At 63.1% G+C, this 17,641-nt stretch carries 21 protein-coding genes; 11 read left to right on the forward strand and 10 right to left on the reverse strand.

The features are described 5' to 3' along the window. Nucleotides 1-3: 3 nt before the first annotated feature. A complete protein-coding gene (locus BH682_RS25200; protein WP_075834445.1) occupies nt 4-837 on the reverse strand; it encodes an alpha/beta fold hydrolase in 834 nt (277 codons plus the stop codon). Between the two features lie 74 nt (nt 838-911). Between BH682_RS25200 and BH682_RS25205 the strand changes: the two genes are divergently transcribed. The 5 genes from BH682_RS25205 to BH682_RS25225 all read left to right on the forward strand — a co-directional run bounded on the left by BH682_RS25205 (nt 912) and on the right by BH682_RS25225 (nt 6,805). Next, the gene (locus BH682_RS25205; RefSeq protein ID WP_075834447.1) at nt 912-1,391 is read left to right on the forward strand and encodes a MarR family winged helix-turn-helix transcriptional regulator; all 480 of its coding nucleotides are present in this window, start codon (nt 912-914) and stop codon (nt 1,389-1,391) included. Further along, entirely contained in the window at nt 1,388-2,020 is a 633-nt protein-coding gene (locus BH682_RS25210) for a 5-oxoprolinase subunit B family protein (protein ID WP_007729588.1), read from the forward strand. Before BH682_RS25205 ends, BH682_RS25210 begins: the two co-directional genes overlap by 4 nt. After that, the gene (locus tag BH682_RS25215) at nt 2,017-2,880 is read left to right on the forward strand and encodes a biotin-dependent carboxyltransferase family protein (RefSeq protein ID WP_075834449.1); all 864 of its coding nucleotides are present in this window, start codon (nt 2,017-2,019) and stop codon (nt 2,878-2,880) included. The genes BH682_RS25210 and BH682_RS25215 overlap by 4 nt, the downstream gene beginning before the upstream one ends. 46 nt (nt 2,881-2,926) lie before the next feature. Beyond that, nucleotides 2,927-4,477, forward strand: a complete 1,551-nt coding sequence (locus tag BH682_RS25220; protein ID WP_075834451.1) for a bifunctional 3'-5' exonuclease/DNA polymerase — start codon at nt 2,927-2,929, stop codon at nt 4,475-4,477. Between the two features lie 102 nt (nt 4,478-4,579). Continuing rightward, nucleotides 4,580-6,805, forward strand: a complete 2,226-nt coding sequence (locus tag BH682_RS25225; protein WP_075834453.1) for an MMPL family transporter — start codon at nt 4,580-4,582, stop codon at nt 6,803-6,805. A gap of 4 nt (nt 6,806-6,809) precedes the next feature. On the opposite strand, the gene BH682_RS25230 is transcribed toward BH682_RS25225, so the two are convergent. Genes BH682_RS25230 through BH682_RS25245 form a run of 4 tightly spaced genes read right to left on the reverse strand, consistent with a single transcriptional unit; the run spans nt 6,810 to nt 9,289 of the window. Then, complete coding sequence (locus BH682_RS25230) at nt 6,810-7,655, reverse strand: DNA-3-methyladenine glycosylase family protein (RefSeq protein ID WP_075834455.1); 846 nt, start codon at nt 7,653-7,655, stop codon at nt 6,810-6,812. Beyond that, nucleotides 7,652-8,251 (reverse strand): methylated-DNA--[protein]-cysteine S-methyltransferase, encoded by a 600-nt coding sequence (locus tag BH682_RS25235; protein WP_007729599.1) that lies wholly within the window; start codon nt 8,249-8,251, stop codon nt 7,652-7,654. The genes BH682_RS25230 and BH682_RS25235 overlap by 4 nt, the downstream gene beginning before the upstream one ends. Then, nucleotides 8,248-8,802: an RNA polymerase sigma factor gene (locus BH682_RS25240; protein ID WP_080961251.1), complete on the reverse strand. Its 555-nt coding sequence runs from the start codon at nt 8,800-8,802 to the stop codon at nt 8,248-8,250. Before BH682_RS25240 ends, BH682_RS25235 begins: the two co-directional genes overlap by 4 nt. Further along, a complete protein-coding gene (locus tag BH682_RS25245; RefSeq protein ID WP_075834457.1) occupies nt 8,789-9,289 on the reverse strand; it encodes a methylated-DNA--[protein]-cysteine S-methyltransferase in 501 nt (166 codons plus the stop codon). Before BH682_RS25245 ends, BH682_RS25240 begins: the two co-directional genes overlap by 14 nt. Before the next feature lie 144 nt (nt 9,290-9,433). Between BH682_RS25245 and BH682_RS25250 the strand changes: the two genes are divergently transcribed. Further along, a complete protein-coding gene (locus BH682_RS25250) occupies nt 9,434-9,979 on the forward strand; it encodes a hypothetical protein (RefSeq protein WP_007729604.1) in 546 nt (181 codons plus the stop codon). Nucleotides 9,980-9,983: 4 nt separating this feature from the next. Here BH682_RS25250 and BH682_RS25255 read toward each other — a convergent pair whose 3' ends face one another. From BH682_RS25255 to BH682_RS25275, 5 genes are all read right to left on the reverse strand, one after another. After that, nucleotides 9,984-10,721, reverse strand: coding sequence for an SDR family NAD(P)-dependent oxidoreductase (locus BH682_RS25255; protein WP_030537223.1), 738 nt, complete (start codon nt 10,719-10,721; stop codon nt 9,984-9,986). Beyond that, nucleotides 10,718-11,743, reverse strand: a complete 1,026-nt coding sequence (locus tag BH682_RS25260; RefSeq protein WP_075834459.1) for a phosphotransferase family protein — start codon at nt 11,741-11,743, stop codon at nt 10,718-10,720. The genes BH682_RS25255 and BH682_RS25260 overlap by 4 nt, the downstream gene beginning before the upstream one ends. After that, a complete protein-coding gene (locus BH682_RS25265; RefSeq protein WP_003940162.1) occupies nt 11,740-12,951 on the reverse strand; it encodes an acyl-CoA dehydrogenase family protein in 1,212 nt (403 codons plus the stop codon). The genes BH682_RS25260 and BH682_RS25265 overlap by 4 nt, the downstream gene beginning before the upstream one ends. Before the next feature lie 75 nt (nt 12,952-13,026). Next, nucleotides 13,027-13,206, reverse strand: coding sequence for a hypothetical protein (locus BH682_RS35975; RefSeq protein WP_411561135.1), 180 nt, complete (start codon nt 13,204-13,206; stop codon nt 13,027-13,029). 104 nt (nt 13,207-13,310) lie between these two features. Then, entirely contained in the window at nt 13,311-14,846 is a 1,536-nt protein-coding gene (locus BH682_RS25275; RefSeq protein WP_047272075.1) for a helix-turn-helix transcriptional regulator, read from the reverse strand. A 171-nt stretch (nt 14,847-15,017) separates the two neighbouring features. Between BH682_RS25275 and BH682_RS25280 the strand changes: the two genes are divergently transcribed. The 5 genes from BH682_RS25280 (at nt 15,018) to BH682_RS25300 (ending at nt 17,621) form a co-directional block, all read left to right on the forward strand. Further along, complete coding sequence (locus BH682_RS25280) at nt 15,018-15,392, forward strand: PLDc N-terminal domain-containing protein (RefSeq protein ID WP_007729621.1); 375 nt, start codon at nt 15,018-15,020, stop codon at nt 15,390-15,392. Then, nucleotides 15,389-15,826, forward strand: a complete 438-nt coding sequence (locus BH682_RS25285; RefSeq protein ID WP_007729624.1) for a DUF6325 family protein — start codon at nt 15,389-15,391, stop codon at nt 15,824-15,826. The genes BH682_RS25280 and BH682_RS25285 overlap by 4 nt, the downstream gene beginning before the upstream one ends. 1 nt (nt 15,827) lies before the next feature. After that, nucleotides 15,828-16,136 (forward strand): SHOCT domain-containing protein, encoded by a 309-nt coding sequence (locus BH682_RS25290; RefSeq protein WP_007729626.1) that lies wholly within the window; start codon nt 15,828-15,830, stop codon nt 16,134-16,136. 66 nt (nt 16,137-16,202) lie between these two features. Further along, nucleotides 16,203-17,180, forward strand: coding sequence for a DUF1214 domain-containing protein (locus BH682_RS25295; protein WP_075834461.1), 978 nt, complete (start codon nt 16,203-16,205; stop codon nt 17,178-17,180). 27 nt (nt 17,181-17,207) lie between these two features. Continuing rightward, nucleotides 17,208-17,621, forward strand: a complete 414-nt coding sequence (locus BH682_RS25300; RefSeq protein WP_020970904.1) for a phage holin family protein — start codon at nt 17,208-17,210, stop codon at nt 17,619-17,621. Nucleotides 17,622-17,641 lie beyond the last annotated feature (20 nt).

Raw genomic sequence — 17,641 nt, forward strand, 5'->3', positions numbered from 1 at the left:
CCGCTAGCCCTCCAAGAAGTCGACGAGCACCCGGTTGATTTCATCGGCGGGAACCATCGGAATGCTGTGATGCGAAGAAGCTTTCAGAACCTCGACACGCGCTGCGGGAAACCTCTCCCGCACTGACTTCGACACGGTTTCCGCATCATGCACCCGCCCGTCTTGTGCGAGGACCACCAGCAACTCGACATCCAGTGCGCTCAAGGCATCCTTCGAAGGACGTCGAGGCACTACGAGATCGGGTCGCGGTAGATCCGAAGTGCCCACTTCCACAAGAGACAGCCAGTCGGAGTCGATGCTCAACTCGCCTGTCTCCCATTCCAACAGTCGGCGTCGGCGTGCTCGCGACGGGGAGAGCAACAGCGGAAGCACACGCAGAAGGTAGCCCGCCTTCATGCCGGAGAAACTCGAATTGGGGTCGAGCAGAACAAGTTTGCCGAGACGATCCGGTCGATGCAGCGCAAAGGCCAACGCAATCATCGCGCCGTAGGAATGTCCGATCACATCGACGGTGTCGGCCCCGGTGCAATCGACTATCGAGTCCATCCACTCGATCAGATCGTCGACGGACTTCATCCGATCGCCATTCGGAACGCTGAGTCCGGCATCACCCAGCGTGTCGACGGCAAAAACACGCCGGGATTTCGACAGCGCCCCAACGTTGTCGAACCACACCGTCGAAGTGGCACCTCCCCCGGGCAGAAGGATCAACGGCCGCGAGTCTGCAGGTCCACAGACGTTCACGTGAGTGCTACCGAACCGCCCCGCGAGATCCACACCCAGCGGTTTCTGCGGCCATTTGGTCAGTACAGCGTCGTATGCGCGATTGAAGTCCATCCCCTACCCCCATTTCTCTCGATTATCGAGATAGTAGACAATCAAGAGACAACACACCAGGGCTGGAGGCATCCTTGAGCGTCGGCGATGCAGAAGACGAAGCGATGGCGATCGTCCACTCGCTTCGCGCACTTACCGTCGACTTGAACGTGGCGGTTTCCGGCTTTGCGAACAAGTACAAAATGCACTCCACCGACGTGCGCGCGTTGATCTGCCTTCTCGATGCCGAGCGCTCGGACACACCGGCGACACCAGGCTGGCTCGGCGCACAGCTGGGTATCAACTCGGCGTCGGTGACCGCGCTCGTCGACCGGATGGTCAAAGCGGGCCACGTAGCTCGGGAGCGGGACTCAGCAGACCGCAGGCGGGTGCTCTTGCAGGTCACACCAACCGCAGCCGCACTCGGCGAGAGTTACTTCGGCCCACTCATTTCACGGGCGGTGAGCACCCTCGGCAATTACACCGCCACAGAGCGAGCCACCATCGCGAGTTTCATCGCCGCGATGCGAGCGGACGTGGAGCGGACTCGAGTCGATAGGGAGCCCTCCCTGTGACTCGCATACTTCCCGCGGGAGAACGCGCATTGCTCGTGGACTTCGATTCCGAAGCTGGCGTTCTCGCGTTCACCGAAGCACTGACGCGTAACACCCCGGTCGGGGTCGAAGACTTCCTCCCCGCAGCTCGCACGGTCCTGGTCACGTGCACCCCGGCGGCAGATCTCACGTACGTCCGGAAGCGCTTGAACGATCTCGAGCAGACCGATTCTGCCGCGACCACAGACGAACATTTCGAGACGGATGCACTCACCATCGCCGTCAGGTACGACGGGCCCGACCTCGACGACGTCGCACAGTCACTTGGTATGAGCCGATCCGAGGTGGTTGCGGCCCACACCGGGGCAATGTGGCGTTGCGCCTTCATCGGATTCGCACCCGGCTTCGCCTACCTGACTTCAGGCGACACTCGGCTCGACGTTCCGCGTCGAACGCAATCACGAACCGCTGTGCCTGCCGGTTCCGTCGCCCTGGCCGCTGGATACAGCGCGGTCTACCCGCGTGCATCACCGGGTGGCTGGCAGATCATCGGGAGCACCGATGCCGTGATGTGGGATCTGAACGCCACACCACCGGCCACCGTTCATCCCGGCAGACGCGTGCGCTTCGTGAACGAGGAACAACGATGAACAGTCTGGAGATACTCGACACCGGGCCGCTGAGCCTGATCCAGGACCTCGGACGGATAGGTCATCTTCGCTCGGGTGTCGGGGTTTCCGGTGCGGCAGACAGGCGATCTCTCAGGCTTGGCAATCGGCTCGTCGGCAACAACGAGGGCGCAGCCGGTGTCGAGGTCCTCCTGGGTGGGCTGAGTCTTCGGGCGCAGCAACCGACAACGATCGCGTTCACCGGTGCGCCGGCACAGGCCTACCGCGACGGCATTCCGGTCGGGCATTCGAGCGTGATCGATCTGCGGGCTGGTCAGACCGTCCGCCTGGACTACGCACCGAGGGGACTGCGGACGTATTTGACCGTCCGAGGCGGCATTGTGGTTCCCGAGATCCTGGGATCGCGCAGCACCGACACGATGTCCGGGATCGGTCCGGCGCCTCTCGAGCCTGGTGTTTTTCTCCCGATCGGGCCATCGCCGACCACGTTCTCAGCCGTCGACCTCGCACCGGTGCCGCCGATGGCAAACGAGACTCTCGCCATTCGAGTGGTGTTCGGTCCTCGCGCAGATCGATTCACCAACCCCGAAACACTCCTCCATGGCCGATGGGCGATCTCGACCGACTCGGACCGAATCGGCGCACGCGTCGATCGCGTCGGCGCCGACGAACTACTTCGAAGAACAGACGACACCGAACTGCCCACCGAAGGCGTGGCACTCGGATCGATCCAGGTCCCACCCAGCGGCCAACCTGTCGTGTTCCTCGCCGATCACCCCATCACCGGCGGCTATCCGGTGGTGGGAGTGGTCGCGGACGCAGATATCGACCGACTCGGCCAAGCCCGCCCGGGTCAACACATCCGGTTCGTCAGGGCCTGAGCACGCCGAGCGATGGCGTGTCGGCCCCAGCCGTCACACTGATGTCGTGCGAGTTGTCCTGGTCCCCGGTAGTACGACGTCCACGGGAGGTGTGACGGCAACTGTCCTACGGACCGATCCCGCTGGAACGCCGCTCGCCGATCCCGTCGAATACCCCGACCTGATCGCAGCGGTACGCACCATCGAGGAAGCCGAGCACCCGCGGTGGGTGTGGCCGAGTACGGCGACCGTGTACCCACCTCTACTGCGGGCAGGCGTACGGGTTCAGCGGTGCCACGACATCTCACTGACCCGCGCGATACTCGGAATGCGCGCCGGCAAACCGTCACCGCCCGCCGAGGAGTTCGACGACGATCGACTCGGACTCTTCGACACTGCACCCGTTCTCGATCCCCTCGCCGTCGTCACCGAATTCGCCGAGCAGCGCGCAACCATCGGCGCGGACGCTCGACTGGACTTGTTGATCGCAGCAGAATCGGCCGGCGCTCTCAGCGCCGCCGAGATGACGCACACGGGCCTTCCGTTCTCGACGCAGAAGCATCGCGAACTCCTCGAAGAACGGCTGGGGCCGCGGCCGACGGGATACGACCTCCCCGCTCGTATGCAGGAACTTGCCGCACAGATCAGTGAGGTCTTCGGGCGCACCGTCAATCCTTCGTCTTCGGTGGAGATCACCGAGGCGTTCGGTCGTCAGGGCATCGAACTTCCGTCGACGCGCAAGTGGTTTCTGCAGGAGATCGATCATCCGGCTGTGCCGCTACTCCTTCGTCATCGCGAACTCGCCAAGCTGTACAGCACCAACGGTTGGCAGTGGATGGACAGTTGGGTGCGGGGAGATCGATTCCGTCCGATCTACGTTCCCGGTGGTGTCGTGTCCGGCAGGTGGGCGAGTCGAGGCGGCGGGGCCCTCCAGATTCCGAAGACAATGCGCTCGAGCGTCGTCGCCGATCCGGGCCACGTGTTCGTCGTCGCCGACGCCGGTCAGCTCGAGCCCCGAATTCTGGCCGCCATGTCCGGCGACCGCCGCATGATGGCCGCCGCCGGGGACGACGACCTGTACGCACTTGTCGGTGCCGAAGCCTTCGGCGGTGATCGCGCAAAAGCCAAGGTCGCAATCCTCGGAGTCCTGTACGGGGCGACGGCGGGTGAAGCCAAAGCACTGCTCATCTTGTTGCGGAAGCGATTCCCGGTCGCCGTCGAGTACGTCGAGCAAGCTGCCAAGGCAGGTGAGCGCGGCGAGGTGGTGAAGTCACTGCTCGGCCGGGCCTGTCCCCCACCGTCTCCCGACTTCTACTCCCACGGCGACGCTCACGCCCGCGGTCGTTTCACGCGAAACTTCGTCGTGCAGGCCACTGCGTCCGAGTGGGCGCTGTGCCTCCTGGCCGACCTCAGGCGCCGCCTCGCCGAAGACCCGGACGGCGAGTTGGTCTTCTTCCAGCACGACGAGGTAGTCGTGCATACCCGCAACCCCGAAACCGGTACCGCGCACGTGCTGGCCGCAGCTGCTTCGGCAACTCGATTGTTGTTCGGCGACACAGTCGTCCGTTTTCCCATGGACGTCGCAGCCCGCGAGACATACGGCAAAGGCACTTCGTAGCGTCGTCAATTCCACGCCAAGTGGTTCCACCGCGCCCGTATTGCGTGTTCTACTGGAAAATGTTGCTTTGTTGGTGCTGGTCGACTGCGTTCGAGGAGAACCATGACCAAGCTGGACACAACTGACGCAGAACGGAACGAGCGCGGAGCCGTGAAGCGCCTTCGCGTGCCGATCTTCACCGTGATCGCCCTTGCGATCTTCGCCTTCGTCGCAGGCGGATTCGGCGGTTCTTTCCAGGGCAAACTCGCCGAGGTTCAAAAGAACGACAACGCCTCGTACCTCCCGAGTTCCGCCGAATCGACAATCGTCAGCAACCAATCCGCGAACTTCCTCGCAGTCGAGACGATCCCTGGATTTGTTCTGTTCCATAGAGATTCGGCCCTCACCGAGGCGGACAAATCTGCAATCAACTCGGCCTACGGCGCCATTGCCGGCGTCGCCGGGGTAGACGCCGACGGTATGCAGCCCACTCAGTACTCCGCCGACGGCACAACTGCGTCGATCTTCGTGCCACTCGTCGCCAAGGACGGAGACACATCCGTGGCAGGCGATGTCCTGGCGACCACCGAGCAGAACGTCATCGACGCAGCAAAACAAGCAGCTGGTGATGTCGAGGTACTCCCAGCCGGGCCAGGTGGGCTACTCGTTGCGTTCATCGACGCCTTTGCCGGTCTGGACGGAGCGCTCCTTGGCGCGGCACTCCTGGTCGTGATCCTCATCCTGCTTGTCGTGTACCGATCGCCGGTGTTGTGGTTCTTCCCGCTGTTCTCCGCGCTCCTCGCCATCGGTTTGTCGTCGATGGTGATCTATTTTCTCGCGAAAGCCGAATTACTCACTCTGACCGGACAGTCTCAAGGCATCCTTTTCGTGTTGGTGATCGGTGCCGGTACCGACTACGCCCTACTCTTGATCTCTCGCTATCGCGAAGAATTGCACACGTATCCCAACCGCTTCGACGCGATGATCAAGGCCTGGCGCGAGTCTGCGCCGGCCATCACCGCTTCGGCTGTCACCGTCATTCTCGGTCTGCTTTGCCTGACGTTCTCTCAACTCAACTCTAACAAGAGCCTCGGACCCGTCGCCGCCATCGGGATCGCCTGCACCTATCTGGTGATGATGACGTTCATGCCGGTCGCTCTGGCCGCCACCGGACGGTGGGTCTTCTGGCCGCGCAAGCCCAAGGTCGATCACGCCGCAGACCTTACGACGCACGGGATGTGGGGCAAGATCGCCGAGGCCGTCGGCAGCAAGGACCGCCCACTGTGGATCGGCGCCACAGTGTTGTTGATCATCCTGTTCGCGGCCGGGATCGGCAGTCTCAAAACCGATGGCCTGACGTCTACCGAAAGCTTCACCAATCGTCCCGACGCCGTTGTCGGACAGGAACTCTACGACTCGAAGTTCGATCCCGGAGCCGGCGCACCGGCCGTGATCACCGCAAACGCCGACCAGGCCGACGCCGTCATCAAAGCAGCCAGCGGCGTCGAAGGTATCTCGCAGGATCCCGGCGCCGTCTGCACCCAGGTGGACGTCGCAAAGGTCAGCGATTTGATCAAGACCAACCCCGCTGCCGTCGCACAAGCCGCCGCTGCGGGTTGCGCCCCTGCGGCTTTCACCGTTGCACCGATCGACGGCCGAACCATGATCAATGCAACCCTCGCCGACTCCTACGATTCGCCGCAGGCACTCGAAACTGTCAAGCGACTGCGGACTGCCGTCCACGACGTGCCCGGCGCCGACGCGCTCGTCGGGGGCAGCACGGCCACCACCCTTGATGTCCAGGCCGCCTCGGTCCGCGACAGAAACCTGATCATCCCGATCGTGTTGGTGGTGATCTTCCTGGTTCTGGCCGCTTTGCTCCGCGCTCTGCTGATCCCGGTGATTCTCATTGTCACCGTGGTGCTTTCCTTCGCGGCGACCCTCGGTGTGAGCGGATTCTTCTTCACACACGTATTCGGGTTCGCCGGGGCGGATCAATCGTTCCCGCTGTTCGCCTTCGTCTTCCTCGTCGCACTGGGTATCGACTACAACATCTTCCTGATGACCAGAGTCCGGGAGGAGACCGGAGAATTCGGCACCCGCGCAGGTGTACTGCGCGGTCTTGCGGTGACGGGCGGTGTGATCACGTCAGCCGGAATCGTCTTGGCCGCAACATTTGCCGTACTGGGCATCCTGCCACTGGTCTTCCTCGCCGAGATCGGATTTGCCGTGGCCTTCGGCGTGCTGCTCGATACGATCATCGTGCGCAGCGTCCTGGTGCCGGCACTCTCTCACGACATCGGGAAACGTATTTGGTGGCCGTCCGAACTGGCGCGCGCGAAAGACTGACCGACTACAGAAACGCTTCCTTGGTCCACAGATGAAAGAGCGCGTAGGCTCGCCAGGGTCGCCAGCGCTCGGACAACGCTGCGGCTTCTTTGCCCGACGAAACCCCCAACGCTCGCTTCAACACCAGATCGTCGGGTACGAAGGCGTCGCGATCACCGAGAATTCGAACAGTGAGATAGTCAGCGGTCCACGGTCCGATTCCCTTTAGCGCCAACAGCTCTCGCCGAAATTGGACAGGATCCGCATTCCAGGAGAGATCGAGGCCGTTCGCTGCCGCAGTTGCCAGCGTGTGCACTGTCCTTGCGCGCGCTGTGGTCAATCCGACGACTTTCTGTATGCCCTCGGTTGATTGCGCTGCAACCACGTCCGGATCAGGGAAGGCAAGAAAATCCCCTTGCACCGGTACCCCGAATGCGCTGACAAAACGACCACCGAACGTCCTCGCCGCGCCGAGCGAAACCTGTTGTCCCAGAACAGTGAGCACTGCGGTCTCGAACCCGTCCACCGAACCGAGCACACGCAATCCTGGACGGGCGGCAACAAGTGGGGCCAACAACTCATCACTACCGAACGCCGCTTCGACAGCAGTGTGATCGGCGTCGAGGTCGAGCCAACGGCGCACGATCACCTCCAGCACTGCGGAATCCGCTACCGGCACATCGGAATCCACGACGACACCGTCGTCGATCCACGACACCGACACGACAACGGGTCCGGAAGGCAACGGTACGACTCTGGTGTGAACACCGTCGTCGTGACGCTCGAGGCCTGCGACGCAGTGAGCCCGCAGGGCACCGGTGAGCGGTTCGACTGCATAGGGCGCCTGAAAGCGCAGCGTCACTGCGCTCACCGGCCGGCTTCCAGATCCAGCAGAATCGCTTTCAGTTCGGGGCCACCCGCGTACTGCCCGAGGCTGCCGTCGCTGCGCACCACCCGGTGACACGGGACCACCAACGGCAGCGGGTTCTTTGCACATGCGGTCCCTACGGCACGCACCGCACGTGGGCTTCCCGATGCTGCCGCGACCACCGAATAGCTTGCAGTGTGGCCGTATTCGATCTCGGGAAGATGACGCAACACTTCGCGTCGGAACCCCTTCGCGAGTTGGAAGTCCAAGCGCAGATCGAATTCTCGACGCGCACCGGCAAAGTACTCGTCCAACTCGCGAGCGACAGTGTCCAGCCTGCGCGGGTAATGAAGCACACGGGGGCTGACGGTGTCCGCCAAACGTTCCAGAACGAGGTCGTGCCCTTCGACGGCAAAGGCAACCCGCACCAGGCCGACATCGGTCGCCGCCAGGAGCAGCTTTCCGACCGGCGAATCGACGGTTCGATATGCCACGTCGATCAATTCAGCTTCGGACGCCTGAGCAGCCAGGCGCGCCCGTAGGCGGATCATGGCGTCAGCGTCAACGGCTGGAAGCGCCTCGAACACATCGTTACTCATGAGTGACTCCCTTCCGCAGCGGTAGCGGACAAGTAGGTTCTTCGTAGTGTGGCGATACCGTCCGCACCCGCGCGTCTGGCGGCCGCCGGGGTGTTGCCGAGGATGTCCGCGATCTCTGCGTACGGCAGCCCACCCAGAAAGTGATAGGCGACTGCCGCACGTTGTTTGAGCGGTAGCTGTTCGAGTGCGTCCCAGAGTTCGTGATCCCACGTTCCGGGTACGCCGATTCGCGTCGGCAACTCCGGAACGTCGTCTGTCGGCACGGCCACCCGGGCGCGCACTCGGGTGATGTCGATTGCCTTGCGGTGCGCGATGGTGACCAGCCAGGCTTCGATGTTCGCGTCCGGATTCAGATCCGGATATGCCCGCATCGCTGCGATGAACGTCTCGGACCACGCGTCCTCGGCGTCGACGGGCCCGACCACCGCGCGGCAGACACGGAGGACCACTGCACCGTATTCGGTCACGACGTCTTCGAACGGTTTGAGTGTCACGACCGGTAGACGTTCCCGATCACCGAATTGTGAGCCGAGCGCATCAGAAGAGGACATCCGATTCGCCGCCGTGCTCGCGGTCGAGCAGGAACCGCTTACGTTCGAGGCCGCCGGCGAAACCGGTCATACTTCCGTCGCTACCGACCACGCGATGACAGGGAACGATGATGCTGATCGGATTCTTGCCGTTTGCCGCGGCGGCGGCACGGATCGCAAGCGGGTTACCCAAAGTTTGCGCGAGCTCCATGTAGGTCCAGGTTTCGCCGTACGGGATCGTTCGCAAGGTGTCCCACACCCGCTTCTGGAACTCGGTACCCACGGGCGCCAGCGGCACGGAGAACTCCGTGCGATCACCCTCGAAGTACTCGGTGAGCTGCGATTCGACTTCACCGAAGACCGCCGAGGAACGATCACCGAACGTGGACTCGTCCGGCTTGTGGCGATGCTCCGCCATGTACAGCCCGCAGAGGTCGTCACCTGCTGCTACCAGCGTCAACGCTCCGATCGGCGAGTCGATCACAGTGTGCGTACGGATAGCCGTCATGTCTCGATCCTTCCAGGTTGCGCGGTGCGGCAGGCAGCGGGTGAAGTGATTGTCCGCGCCGGCACCGACACCTCGAAGACGCCGCGGGCCTCGTGAATGTGAGATTTACCTGTACTTTGACGTCACATCAGGCAGTATCGAGGGATGGCTCTAGTTTTGCCCGGCAGCTCCACCGTCGTCCGCTCCGTCGGCGACGTGGTGCACTGGTCCCTGTCCACGGTCGCTTTTGCGGTCACCCTGCCCACTCGACTCGAGGCGCTCCTCTTCTCGGTCGAGAGGTTGGTGGCGCGCATCAACCAGATCGCCGACAACGCCGACCGCGTCGTCATCGGAGCTGCCGCCGTGACCGTTCGCGCTGAGACACTGGTCGAGGCCGTCGAGCAGACGTCGGACATCGCGGGTCAACTCCTCGAGATCTACGAGCCCATCGCCCTACAGCTCGCGCCGCTGGCCGCCAGGTTCGCCGACGACCTTTCCGAGGCAGAGGTCAGCGCCGCGATCAAGCTGATCGACCAACTACCGGAGCTCACCGACCGGGTGGCCGCGGTGTTGCCCATCCTCGGAACCTTGGACTCCGTCTCGCCCGAGATCCACGAACTCCTCGGAGTGGTCAAGGACCTGCGGCAGGCGATCGTCGGGGTGCCTGGCTTTCACTTCTTTCGCAAGCGGGGCGAAGCCAAGCTGGATTGAAATTTCAGGCGGAGTAGCCGTTGGTCCCGGCCCGCGCCATGACGACCTTCGGAACGACCGCTCGAGACGAGAGCTTGAGCAGACCGTCCACCAACTCCACGATGTCGTCGACCTTGATCATGGTGTCCGGTGTGATCCGATCGTGTGTCCATGCCGACATGTCGGTGTCGACGTAACCGGGAGCGATGGCCGTCGCACTGACGCCGTTTCCGGATTCCTCGGCGTTGAGTGCCTCGACCATCGAAATCAGCGCAGCTTTGGTGGCTCCGTAGACGGCCAGGCCGCTCTCGGCATACACACCGGCCATCGAGGCGAGAGCGATCACCTTCGCTCCGCCGGCAAGGTCCGCGTCCGCCGCTGTACGCAGGAGCGGCAGCGACGCTTGCAATAGTGCAAACGGTGTTCGGAGATTGACGGCAACGGTCTTGTCGAAACGTCGCATCGGGTAATCCGCTACTCGCCCACTGGTTCCCACTCCGGCGTTGAGGACGAGAGCCCTCATGGAGCCGAATCGCTCATTGTGTGTGGCGACGAGTGCTGCGGCGAAGTTCTCGTCCGCCATGTCGCCGGCCGAGACGACGACGTCCGGCGATCCGGCGCGGGTAAGTTCTTCGGCGACAACGGCGAGCCGCTCGGTATCACGCGCTGTGATGGTCAGCCCGTACCCTTGCGAAGCCAAGCGTGTTGCGATGCCGAGCCCGATTCCCTTGGAGGCGCCGGTGACCAGTGCTGATCGAGTCATTCGAATTTCCCTTGCAGTGCGTTGAGTCCGGCCGAGATCAGTTCCGGCACAGAAGATCCAGCCTTGTCGAATCCCCCGCCGACGGTGGCTCCTGCTCGGAATCGGTGATCGATGCCCTGCGCCACGACGGCGAGTTTGAAGAACCCGAGCGCCATGTAGAAGTTCCAATGCGCCAGTTCACGACCCGACACGGACGAATACCGTTGCGCCAGATCGACAACGGATGGTAGCGACGGGCTCGTCCACGCAGCAGGCTCACCCAGAACCAGATCCAGCGCGGGATGCCGATAGACGCACATCATCGCGATGTCCGCCAGCGGATCGCCCAGCGTCGACAGTTCCCAGTCCACCACTGCGGCAACCTTGGTGACGTCGTTCGCCGCGAGAATCGTGTTGTCGATCCGGTAGTCGCCGTGCACGATCGACGAGGCTGATTCCGCCGGAATCAATTCCGCGAGGCTCGACGCCAACCTGTCCACGTCGGCCGAGTCCTCGGTCTTGACGCGTGACCATTGACCGGCCCACAACTTCACCTGGCGGGCTACGTAACCGTCGGGTCTGCCGAGTTCGCCGAGACCCACTGCGTTGTAGTCGACGTCGTGCAAGGCAGCGAGAACACGCACCAACTCGTCGGTGCACTGCGTGACCTGCTCTGCCCGAACAGCCTCCAACTCGGTTTTGGTCCGGATCACTTGACCGGTGACGAACTCGACCACCGTGAACGACGCACCCATCACCGAGGCGTCCTCGCACAGCACGACGGTCGGCGCGACCGGCACGGCAGTGTTCTGCAACGCCGAGGTGATTCGGAACTCACGCGCAACGTCATGCGCCGACGGCGTGAGGCCGGCCGTGGGTGGACGACGCAGAATCCACTTCGAGTTGTCGTCGAAGATTCCGTAGGTGAGATTGGATTTGCCGCCTGAAATCAGTTCGGCTCGCAACTCACCGCTCACCTCGACGCCTGCGGCTTGCAGATACTTGTGGAGCGCCGCGAGATCGAGTCCTGGAAAGTCCGTCACTTCGACTCCTCCCGAGCAGCGCGCTTCGCAGCTCCGACAACACGTTTCGCAATTGCCCAGCGATGAACCTCGGACGGGCCGTCGTAGACGCGGAAGGGACGCACTTCGCGGGACAAGCGTGCCAGCGGCAGATCGCCGGACACGCCCATTCCGCCACACATCTGAATGGAGCGGTCCACGATCCGGAAGATCGCCTCGGCGGCGTAGGTCTTGGCGATGGACGTCGCGTTGCTCGCGTGCCCGCCCTGATCGAGTTCGAAGCAGGCCTGCACCAGAAGTGCGCGGCTGGCTGCGATGTCGATCTCGTTGTCGGCGACCATCTTCTGGATCATTCCGAGATCACCGAGTTTCGAGCCGAAGCCTTCTCGTTCGGCAACTCTGGCCACGGCGACGTCGTGGCCGCGGCGCGCTGCACCGAGCCAGCGCATCACGTGCGTCATGCGGGCGGGACCGAGGCGAACCTGCGCGTAGGCGAATCCTTGATCGACCTCACCGAGAACGGCCTCGTCGGGTACGAAGAGATCCTCGAACGTGACCTCGCAGTGCCCACCGATCATGGCCTTGTCGAGGGTGTCGATGTGTCGACCCACTACCAGGCCGGGAGTGTCCGTCGGCGCCAGGAACATGGTCGCTCCGCCGCGCTGCCCGGGCTCGCCGGACGTGCGCGCCATGATGATGAAGAACCCGGCGCCGTCGGCGCCGGTGATGAACCATTTCTTACCGTTGATCTTCCAGCCACCGGGGACTTTTTCGGCGCGGGTGTTCAAAGCCGAGGGATCGGATCCCGCTCCGGGCGCGGGTTCGGTCATGGCGAATGCCGACCGCATGTCCCCGCTTGCGAGCGGCGCGAGGAACTGCTGCTTCTGTGCTTCGTTCGCCACGTGGGCCAGCATGTGAACGTTGCCCTCGTCCGGCGCCGCGATGTTGAGCGCCGTCGGCCCGAATAGCGAGTAGCCGGCTTCCTCGAAGACCGGCGCGCGATCACTCATGTTGAGTCCGTGTCCGCCGTACTCGATCGGCGCATGCGGGGCGAAGACACCGGCTTCTTTTGCTGCCGACTGCATCTCGATGCGGATTGCATCGCCACCCGCTACAGCGATGTCACCGGCGTGTTCGTCTTCGATGGGGAGCACTACGTTGCGCGTGAAGTCGCGCGTCTTCTCGATCAGCGCCACCACCTCGGGCGCGTACGTCAGATCGATTGCCACCAGCCACCTCCGAAAGAACATCCCGACCGAGCGATCGCTCGGTATCAGCACTCTCGCACACGCCGACGCGTCGGGTCAACAATCCTCGAGCATTGCCTCGCCCTGATCGAGCCGGCCGGCAACCACCATGTCGCGGTACAGATCGTCCTTGTCTATGAGCTCGTCATGGTTGCCGATGTTGCGGATCCGACCGTCTTCCATGACCACGATCCAGTCGGCGTCACGCACCGTCGAGAGCCGGTGAGCGATAGTCACCACGGCCCCGGTGCGCGCACGTTCGTTCGGACTGGGTCCAGAACCTGCTGTGGTCACTGCTCTACACGTCGATGGACTACGTGAACCGCGGTTCCGGGACGCGACTACAAGCCTTGGATCTGACGGTTCGCAGCCTCCGCCGCGGAATCGCCCCCGATCCCGCGGTCTAGGTTGTCGGCTGCTTGAACAGCGGCACGCCGTTTGGTCACGCCTAGTTTGCGGTAGATCGAGCGAATGTGAGTCTTCACAGTGGGATAGGCGATGCCGAGGTGCGCAGCGATCTCGTCTGCAGTCATCGTAGTTCGCAGAAAAGTGAGGATCTCTTTCTCACGTTCCGTCAGGACTCCGGCGAGCTTGGCAGAGAGCTGGCCCCGTTTTTCCAGAATCGTGCGTAGGAGCTCCTGGTGTCTCGACCCCTGTGTTGCGTGCGCGTTCAACAGATCGACGATTACCGGATCGCCGCTCAGAAATGGGGCGAGAATCCGCTCGGGGATTGCTTCCGCCAGCGCACGATCCAACTGCTCGTGCGCCTGCGGTCCACGCCCGGCGACGGAGCTCAGGGCGGCAGACGTGACAAGGGTGCTCACCAGCGCATATCGCGGCAGCGCGGCCGAGGTTGCCAAGCGAAGCGCTTGAGCCGACGGTTCCGGATCCCCCATGACTCGGTAGAGCTCCGCGAGAAGCGCGTGAGCGACCGCAGCACCTGTTCTGGTCAGCGTGGGCATTGCGATGCGGCGAGCTTGCTCGTCCTGTCCTTGAGCGTGGGCGAGCCAGGCCGTGGTGACGCGCCGCAGCGTATCCCAAGGAATGCCGTGCTTGTCCGCAGTGCTCACGCCTCGCAGCAGACGAGCGGCGTTGTGGTACCGGTCTTCCCGGTTCAGAGCGATCAGGCTCATCACCAGGTACAGACGGGCGAGCGCCTCGAAATTGGTTCCGGGGCTGCCCTCCTCGATGATCGAATCGAACTGAGCGATCGCCTCCTCGAAGTCGCCACGCCAGTAAGCGATGCACCCCCGATTCGACTGTGGGAGACCACCTTCGAAGCGTTCCCAATCGGACGCCACCTCTCGCGCAGGAAGGCCGTCGAGGATCTGTTCGGCTTCCGTGAATGCTCCCGCGTGGGTCAGCGCAAAGGCCAAGTTGGACTGTGCAAGACGCAATGTCTCCGTGCGCGACTGCAACTGCGCCTCGTCGCCGGCGGAGCGAAGTAGCGCGATGGCACGAGGAAGGTCACGACGAAGCCTGACCTCGGTCCATCCGAGGAGGAAAAGCGCGGACGGGTAATCGTCCTCGGGCTCGCACTGGGCGAGCGCGTGACGCGCGCGATCGGCGATGACGGCCTTGGTCGAGGTGTCCGGAGCGAGCAGCAGGTCGGTGAAGCAGACGACAAAATCGTCGGACGCCACCCGCAGACCCTGCCCGCGGAGAAACTCAGCGCCGTACGGATCACCGCTGAGATCGCGGCAGCACGCTCGTATCAGCAGGATGTGCGGATCGTGGGGATCGGGATGAGCAAGGCAGAGCTGCTCGAGTTCCCTGGTGTGAGATTCGAGAATCAAACGAAGCCAGTTTTTCCGCAGGACTCGTCGAGCCTGCTCCGCCTCACCAGAGGCGAGTGCGTCACGCACGGCTTCGATCATGTGTCGAAGATACTCGAGACGTTCGATGTCCGTGGAAATCCGGTCTCATCCGCTTCGGATTAGGCCGCGATCGAAGCCCGCCGATACCGGTGAGAATTGCCGGAATCAACCGAAATGCGTGAGTCAGCGGAATACCGTGTGCGCAGGCCTTACACGAAACGGATAAGACACATGAGCTTCTGGGAAAGCCTCGGCTGGATGCTGTGGGCGACCGTCTTCATCGGATATCTCTTCGCGCTGTTCGCGATCATCGCCGACCTGTTCCGCGACCACAAGCTGAACGGCTGGTTGAAGGCCGTCTGGGTGTTCTTCCTGCTCTTCCTACCGATCCTGACCGCCCTCGTCTATCTCGTCGCCCGCGGCGAAGGGATGACGGAACGCAGCAACAAGGCCGCACGCGACGCCGAGAAGGCCGCCGAATCGTATATCCGCGAGGTCGCGGGGAAGAGCCCCAGCGAGGAGATCGCCGCAGCCGCAGCACTGCTCGAAGCCGGAGCGATCAGCGAGGACGAGTTCGCCGCACTCAAGCTGAAGGTCCTCTCGTGAGTGCCGCGCGTTTCGGCCCCGTCGACTTCTACCTTCTCGGCCTGCCTGGGCAGAGCCTCGACCCGGCCGCGCTCTCCGCACTGACCGACCTTACGGATACCGGCCTGGTGCGGCTGCTCGATCTGATCGTCATCTCCAAGTCCGAGGACGATGAACTCACCCTCATCGAAGTCGAGGAGTTGCCGAACGGCTTCGAGATCAACGTCGAGATGCTCGGCGCGTCCGGTCTGCTCGGGCATGAGGACATCACCGAACTCGCGGCAGCCATTCCCACCGGCGCTGCAGCGCTGCTGGTCGCGCTCGAGCTGGTCTATCAGCGCGAACTCGCCGCCCGCACCGCTGCGTCAGGCGCGGTGCTACTGGGTTACGAGCGGATACCCGCACCCGTCGTCAATGCCCTCATGGACACGATCATCCCTAAATTGGAGGTCTGACATGCCGTACATCCCGAGACGAGGCCGCCCCGGACTGCTGGGCCTCGCCGCCCGCACCGCGGTCGTCACCGGTACCGCGACCGCCGTCAGCGACGGTATGGCCACCCGCCGGCAAAGGAGAGCTCAGGCCGACTACGAGCAGGCGCAGTACGAATTCGCCCAGCAGCATGCCGCACTCCCGATGCCCACACCCGCACCCGCGGCCCCGGTCGATCTCGTCGCCGAGTTGCAGAAACTCGGCGACCTCAAATCACAAGGCCTGCTGAGCGACGCCGAGTTCCAAGCCGCGAAAGCGCGACTGCTCGGCTGATTCACCCCGACAGAGGCGAGGGATTCCCGCTCTCGCTTCCATACCCGACACCGAATGGAACCCGCTATGTCCACGATCGCCGTCAACGTCCTGAACTTCAATCGGGCAGAATCCGATCTCATGTTCGCTCGCCTGGCCGCGGGCGTCGGCCTGGGCACGTGGAACCACACTCGTGATCTCGGGTCACTCGACAACCAGCCGATCATCCGCCAGAACCGCGACACTCTGTACAGCAGCGCGATCATCGACGTGCGCGAGAACGTCACGATCACGGTGCCCGATACCGGCAAGCGCTACATCTCCGTGTGGGTGGTCAGTCAAGATCATTACGGTCCCGTCATCCTGCGCGACCCGGGAGAGCACCTGCTCACGCGTGAATTGGTCGGGACCGACTACGCCGCACTGATCGTGCGCATCCTCGTCGATCCGAACAGCCCCGAAGACGTCGCCGAGGTGAACCGGTTGCAAGACGCCCTCAACGTCGACGGCGGCGGAACGGGAGAGTTCCCGTTGCCCGACTACGACGAGCAATCGCAGACCGAGACCCGCGACGCACTCCTCGCACTCGCGCGTGGCATCACCACGTACGACCATTCATTCGGTACCGCTGCGGAAGTCGATCCGATCAGGCACCTGCTCGGTACCGCATCCGGCTGGGGTGGCCTTCCCGAGTACGAGGCCACCTACGTCAACTTCGACGAACGTCTCCCGGTCGGGGAATACCGTCTCCGCCTGAACGATGTTCCCGTGGATGCGTTCTGGTCGGTCTCGCTGTACAACGCGGCCGGATACTTCGAAGAGAACGCCCTGGGCGTCAACAGCATCAACAGCCTCACGGCCACCCCAGACTCCGACGGCAGCACCACCATCCGCTTCGGGGTCCATCTCGACGGCGTCGCGAACGCACTGTCCATCATGCCCGGGTGGAACTACGTACTGCGCCTGTACCGCCCCCGTCCCTCCGTGCTCGACGGCACCTGGACGGCGCCTCGTCCCGAAGCCCTGCAGCAAAGCGTTCCCCACGCACACACCACTCTCGGGTGACTCGACCTGATCACGGAGGTACAAGCCATGCGTCTGTTATTTCAGCTCATTTCGCAATGTGTTCTCGGCGCGATAGCGCTGATCGTCGTGCATTTTGCTCTTCCCGGGGTCAGCCTGAGCGTGAACGGCTTCTTGGCCGCTATCGGTGTATTCACCCTCGCACACATGATTCTCGGCCCATTCGTGCTCAGCGTGGCACTGCACTACGCAGCTCCGCTCGCGGGTGGTGTCGGCTTGGTCGCCACACTGCTCGCGCTCTGGGTTGCGACCCTGGTCCCCGACGGTATCGAGATCAGCGGCGTCGGGTCCTGGATCCTCGCCCCGATCATCGTGTGGGTGATCACGGCATTGGGAGGGTGGATCTTCATGGCTCTCGTCATCGACAAGTGGATAAAGAGACGCAATGCCGAAAAGCTCGTGCGCAGTGTGCAGAAGGCATGAATGATCAGTTCGGAAACGGA

This window comes from Rhodococcus sp. YL-1 (genome assembly GCF_001942025.1).
Classification (GTDB): Bacteria; Actinomycetota; Actinomycetes; order Mycobacteriales; family Mycobacteriaceae; genus Rhodococcus_F; species Rhodococcus_F qingshengii.

Excerpts from the sequence above, each read along its gene's own strand:
- BH682_RS25295 (WP_075834461.1), top strand. The coding sequence starts at position 16,203 with ATGTCCACGATCGCCGTCAACGTCCTGAACTTCAATCGGGCAGAATCC.
- BH682_RS25250 (WP_007729604.1), top strand. The coding sequence starts at position 9,434 with ATGGCTCTAGTTTTGCCCGGCAGCTCCACCGTCGTCCGCTCCGTCGGC.
- BH682_RS25215 (WP_075834449.1), top strand. The coding sequence starts at position 2,017 with ATGAACAGTCTGGAGATACTCGACACCGGGCCGCTGAGCCTGATCCAG.
- BH682_RS25290 (WP_007729626.1), top strand. The coding sequence starts at position 15,828 with ATGCCGTACATCCCGAGACGAGGCCGCCCCGGACTGCTGGGCCTCGCC.
- BH682_RS25235 (WP_007729599.1), bottom strand. The coding sequence starts at position 8,251 with ATGAGTAACGATGTGTTCGAGGCGCTTCCAGCCGTTGACGCTGACGCC.
- BH682_RS25300 (WP_020970904.1), top strand. The coding sequence starts at position 17,208 with ATGCGTCTGTTATTTCAGCTCATTTCGCAATGTGTTCTCGGCGCGATA.
- BH682_RS25200 (WP_075834445.1), bottom strand. The coding sequence starts at position 837 with ATGGACTTCAATCGCGCATACGACGCTGTACTGACCAAATGGCCGCAG.
- BH682_RS25225 (WP_075834453.1), top strand. The coding sequence starts at position 4,580 with ATGACCAAGCTGGACACAACTGACGCAGAACGGAACGAGCGCGGAGCC.
- BH682_RS25240 (WP_080961251.1), bottom strand. The coding sequence starts at position 8,802 with ATGTCCTCTTCTGATGCGCTCGGCTCACAATTCGGTGATCGGGAACGT.
- BH682_RS25280 (WP_007729621.1), top strand. The coding sequence starts at position 15,018 with ATGAGCTTCTGGGAAAGCCTCGGCTGGATGCTGTGGGCGACCGTCTTC.
- BH682_RS25255 (WP_030537223.1), bottom strand. The coding sequence starts at position 10,721 with ATGACTCGATCAGCACTGGTCACCGGCGCCTCCAAGGGAATCGGGCTC.
- BH682_RS25245 (WP_075834457.1), bottom strand. The coding sequence starts at position 9,289 with ATGACGGCTATCCGTACGCACACTGTGATCGACTCGCCGATCGGAGCG.
- BH682_RS25275 (WP_047272075.1), bottom strand. The coding sequence starts at position 14,846 with ATGATCGAAGCCGTGCGTGACGCACTCGCCTCTGGTGAGGCGGAGCAG.